Below are 4,711 nucleotides of genomic sequence, written 5' to 3'. Positions count from 1 at the left end.
GGCTGACTGCCCTGCCCCGTTATTAGTAACGGGTGCCCGCGGCCGGCGGCCGTGCCGCGGGCGAGCCCCGGCGCGTCCTCTCCCGCGGCGATGGCTTCGAGAGAGCGGAGCAGACCGGCGCGGTCGGTGGCGGTGAACGCCGCGCGGTGTTCGAGGCCCGCCCGGCCGGTGGCCAGGGAGCGGGCCAGGTCCACGAGGCCGGAGCCGTCCTCGGTGACCGCGGCGGCAGCCGCGGGGAGCAGCCGGGCGGCCTGGTCGCGCAGTGCCCGCGGGGTCCGGGCGGACAGGACGCAGGGCACGGGGCCGGTGGCGGCCGCCCTGGGATGCGGCCGGTCCGTGGTGCCGGGGGCCTGTTCGATGATGGTGTGGGCGTTGGTGCCGCTGATGCCGAAGGAGGACACCGCGGCCCGGCGCGGCCGGTCACCGGCGGGCCAGGCCGTGGCCTCGGTCAGGAGGCGGATGTCGCCCGCCGTCCAGTCGACGTGCGGGGTGGGCTCGTCGACGTGGAGGGTCTGCGGGAGCACTCCGTGCCGCATGGCCATGACCATCTTGATGACGCCCGCGACACCGGCCGCGGCCTGCGTGTGACCGATGTTCGACTTGACCGACCCCAGCAGCAGCGGGCGGCCCTCCGCGCGGTCCCGGCCGTAGGTCGCCAGCAGGGCCTGCGCCTCGATCGGGTCGCCGAGCCGGGTGCCCGTACCGTGTGCCTCTACCGCGTCGACCTCGGCGGCCGACAGACCGGCGCTCGCGAGCGCGGCGCGGATCACGCGCTGCTGTGCGGGGCCATTGGGTGCGGTCAGGCCGTTGGAGGCACCATCCTGGTTGATCGCCGAGCCGCGGACCACGGCGAGGACGGGGTGGCCGTTGCGGCGGGCGTCCGAGAGCCGCTCGACGAGGAGCATGCCGACGCCCTCACCCCAGCCCGTACCGTCCGCCGCGGCCGCGAAGGCCTTGCAGCGGCCGTCGGGGGCGAGGCCGCCCTGGTGGCTGAACTCACTGAAGGTGCCGGGGGTGGACATCACGGTGACGCCGCCCGCCAGCGCGAGGGTGCACTCTCCGCGCCGCAGGGCCTGGACGGCCCAGTGCAGGGCGACCAGTGAGGACGAACAGGCGGTGTCGACGGTGACGGCGGGCCCTTCCAGGCCCAGGGTGTAGGAGACCCGGCCGGACATGACGCTGCCCGCGTTGCCGGTCATCACGTGGCCGAGGACGCCCTCCGCGTCGGCGGACCGCTCCAGCAGGGCGTCGTAGCCGGTGTAGGAGGCGCCGACGAAGACGCCGGCGGCGCTGCCGCGCAGGGACGTCGGGTCGATGCCCGCGCGCTCGACGGCCTCCCAGGAGGTCTCCAGCAACAGGCGCTGCTGCGGGTCCATCGCGAGCGCCTCACGCGGCGAGATCCCGAAGAAATCGGCGTCGAAGGAGTCGGCCTCGTGGACGAACCCGCCAGCGAAGTCCCGGCCGTGGCCGTCCGCCGCCGCGGACAGTTCGGCGACGTCCCAGCCACGGTTGCCGGGGAGTCCGGCGATGGCGTCGCCGCCGGACTCGACGAGCGTCCACAGCTCCTCGGGGCTGCGGACGCCGCCGGGGTAACGGCAGCTCATGGCGACGATGGCGATGGGTTCGTCGTCACCGTTGGCGGTGGCGGCGGGCGCCGGGGCAACGGGCACGGCACCGAGGAGTTCGCCGTGCAGCTGCCGGGCGAGCGCCGTGGGCGTGGGGTGATCGAAGACGAGCGTGCTGGCCAGGCGCAGCCCGGTGGCCGCGCCGAGGCGGTTGCGCAGGTCGACGGCGGTCAGCGAGTCGAAGCCCAGGTCCTTGAACGCCTTGGCGGGCTCGACCTGTTCGGCCGAGGCGTGCCCCAGTACGGCGGCGACCTGGGCCCGGACCAGGTCGAGCAGGTACCGGTCCTGTTCGGCCCGGGTGAGTGAGGTGAGGCGCTCGGCGAGCGGGGTGCCCCCATCGGTACGGGTGCCTGCGGACCGGCGGCCTGCCGGTCCGAGGAGCTCCCGGAAGACGGGGGCGACCGGACCGGGCGCCGCGGCGTCGCGCAGCGCGGCCGGGTTCAGGCGGGCGGGGACGAGCGCGGGGCGGCCGCAGGCGAGCGCGGCGTCGAGGAGGGCCATGCCGTCGGCGGCGGTGAGGGCGCCCATGCCGAGCTGTTCCATGCGGCGCAGCTGGGTCTCGTCGAGGCCCGCGGTCATGGCGCTGGCGTCGGCCCACAGGCCCCAGGCGAGGGATGTGGCGGGCAGGCCCTGGTGGTGGCGGTGCTGGGCCAGGGCGTCCAGGAGGGCGTTGGCGCAGGCGTAGTTGGCCTGGCCCGCGCTGCCGAGGACGCCGGCGAGGGCGGAGTACAGGACGAAGGCGGTGACCGGCAGGTCACGGGTCAGCTCGTGCAGGTGCAGCGCGGCGAGGGCCTTGGGCCGCAGCACGGTGTCGAGGCGGTCGGGGGTGAGGGAGGCGAGGATCCCGTCGTCGAGGACGCCCGCCGTGTGGACCACGGTGGTCAGGGGGTGCTCGGCGGGGACCGTCGCGAGGGCGGCGGCCAGGGCGTCGCGGTCGGCGGCGTCGCAGGCGGCCCAGGTGACCTCGGCGCCCAGCGCGCGCAGTTCCGCTGCGCGTTCGGCGGCGCCGGGCGCGTCGGCGCCGCGGCGGCTGAGGAGCAGCAGGTGGCGGACGCCGTGGGTGGTGACCAAGTGGCGGGCGGCGATGCCGGCGAGGGTGCCGGAGCCGCCGGTGATCAGCGCGGTGCCCCGCGGGTCGACGGCGACGCCTGCGCCGGCAGTGGCCGGGCGGTCCGCGCGGGTCCGGCGCAGCCGGGCCACGTGGACGACACCCTGGCGCAGCAGAAGCTCCGGCTCCTCGGAGGCAGTGGCGAGGGCGGTGGCGAGGACGGCCGCGTCGGCGCCGGTCAGGTCGTCGCTGTCGGCCAGGACGAACCGGCCGGGATTCTCGGTCTCGGCGCTGCGCACCAGGCCGCGGACGGCGGCGTGCGGCAGGTCGGCGAGGTCCTCGGCGGGCCCGGCGACGGCGCCGCTGGTCAGGACGACCAGGCGGGAGGCGGCGAACCGCTCGTCGGCGAGCCAGGCGTGCACCAGGCCGAGGGCACGGTGCACGGCTTCGGTCAGGGTCTGCGCGGTGGTTCCGGTCGCCTGTCGCGGGAAGGGGGCCAGGACGTACGCGGGGACGGGCGTCCCGGCCTCGGCCGCTGCGGCCAGGGCCGCCAGGTCGGCGTGACGGGTGGCGGCTCCGTACCCGGCGTCGCCCAGCACGGCCCAGTCCCCGGCGGGCGCGGTCGCGCCGACGGTGCCGACGGTGGTGTCCGCCCGGGCCGGTAGCGGCACCCAGTCGAGCTGGAACAGTGCTTCGCGCACCGAGGCCGGCAGTGGCGCCGGTCGCGCGACGACGTGGTTCCCGGCGGCGAACGGTCGGGACGCCAGACGGCCGACGGTCGCCACGGGGTCGCCGAGGTCGTCGGCGAGGTCCAAGGCGGCGGTGCCGTCGGCGGCGGGCCGGATGCGGACGCGCAGGGCTCCGGCGCCGACGGCGTGCAGGGCCACGTCCGACCAGACGCTGCCGGGGGCGGTACCCGCCGCCGGGGTACCGGCGTCCGGGCCGGTCAGGAGGTCCGCGGCGTACGCGGCGGCGTCCAGCAGCACCGGGTGCAGGCCGAAGGCGTCCCCCTGCGGGGCGCCCTCGGGGAGGCGCACCTGGGCGTAGTAGGTGCCGTCGTGGTGCCAGGCGGCCTCCACGGCCCGGAAGAGCGGGCCGCGCTGCGGCCCGGGAGCCCGGCCGGCCGCGTCTCCGGTTGCGTCCCCGGTTTCGTCCCCACCGTAGAGGTGGCCGAGGTCGACGGTTTCGGCCCCGGCGGGCGGCCACTGGGCCAGGTCGGCGGGGGCTGTCTGCGGGGCGGGGGCGCCGGGGCGCAGGACACCGCGGGCGTGGGCGGTCCACGTACCGTCCTCGGCGGCGTCGTCGTCGGGGCGGGCGGAGACGGTGAAGGCGCGGCGGCCCCCCGCGTCCGGCTCCTCCACCAGAACCTGGATCCGTACGCCACCGTCGGCGGGCAGCGTGAGCGGGGCGTCGAGCGTCAGTTCCTCGATGTCCCCGCAGCCGGCCCGGTCGCCCGCACGGACGGCGAGCTCCACGAAGGCGGCGCCGGCCAGGACGGCCGTACCGGTCAGGGTGTGCTCGGCTAGCCAGGGCTGGGTGCGCACCGAGAGCCGGCCGGTGCACAGGACGTGGCCGGACCCGGCGAGGGTGACCGCGGCGCCGAGCAACGGGTGGCCCGCGGGGTCGAGTCCGGCGACGCCGAGGTCACCGGCCGCGGCGCCGGGCTCCAGCCAGTAGCGCTCGTGCTGGAAGGCGTAGGTGGGCAGGTCGACGCGGCGGGCGCCGGTGCCCGCGTAGTACGCGCTCCAGTCCACTGCTGCGCCGCGGGCGTGGGCCCGGGCGAGGGCGGCGAGGGCCGTCTCGGGCTCGGGGCGCGCGTCGCGCAGGGCGGGGACGAAGGCGGCGCCGTCCGTGGTGACGCAGTCCTGGGCGAGGGCCGACAGGACGGCGCCGGGCCCGAGTTCGAGGTACGTCGTCACGCCCGCGGCCTCCAGCGCGCGGATGCCGTCGGCGAAGCGGACGGTGTCGCGGACGTGGCGGACCCAGAAGTCGGCCGAGCCCATCTCGTCGGTGACGCGCGCGCCGGACAGGTTCGACA

At 77.0% G+C, this 4,711-nt stretch carries 1 protein-coding gene; it reads right to left on the bottom strand.

Annotated features, from left to right (window positions below; translation table 11 throughout):
• The coding region (locus tag ABZY31_RS31070) for a type I polyketide synthase (RefSeq protein WP_356417011.1) at nucleotides 1-4,711 on the bottom strand (4,711 nt) is incomplete at both ends.

Source organism: Streptomyces sp. NPDC006529 (genome assembly GCF_040611795.1).
Lineage (GTDB): Bacteria > Actinomycetota > Actinomycetes > Streptomycetales > Streptomycetaceae > Streptomyces.
This window is presented reverse-complemented; position numbering and strand designations above follow the sequence as displayed.